Source organism: Bradyrhizobium sp. Mp27 (assembly GCF_029953005.1).
Taxonomy (GTDB): domain Bacteria; phylum Pseudomonadota; class Alphaproteobacteria; order Rhizobiales; family Xanthobacteraceae; genus Bradyrhizobium; species Bradyrhizobium barranii.
On record NZ_JASAUS010000678.1, the window covers coordinates 1 to 383 of the forward strand.

Consider the following 383-nt stretch of genomic DNA (forward strand, 5'->3'; position numbering starts at 1 on the left):
AGAGCTGGCCCCGCAAATTCGGACAGTAGCTTGAGTGGATTTTCTGCCTGACAGCGGCGAGGATTCTTGCTGCGAATCAGGAGCGAAGATGACGAAGAAGAGCCGCCGGACGCATTCTCCGGCATTCAAGGCGAAGGTTGCTTTGGCTGCGGTCAAAGGCGACAAGACACTGGCGGAGCTGGCGCAGCTGTTTGATGTTCATCCGAACCAGATCACGATCTGGAAAAACCAGCTCCTGGAAGGCGCCGCCGGCGTGTTTGGGCATGACAAGACATCGGCCGAGACGCCGGTCGATTTGAAGGCGTTACATGCCAAGATCGGCGAGCTGGCGTTGGAAAACGATTTTTTGTCCGGCGCGCTCACCAAGGCGGGCCTGCTGAGCG

General features: G+C 58.2%; 1 pseudogene. It reads left to right on the forward strand.

Going from position 1 to position 383, the window contains the following annotated elements:
- Positions 1 to 88: 88 nt before the first annotated feature.
- Positions 89 to 383: pseudogene (locus tag QJT78_RS53460) on the forward strand (transposase); the annotation flags it as partial.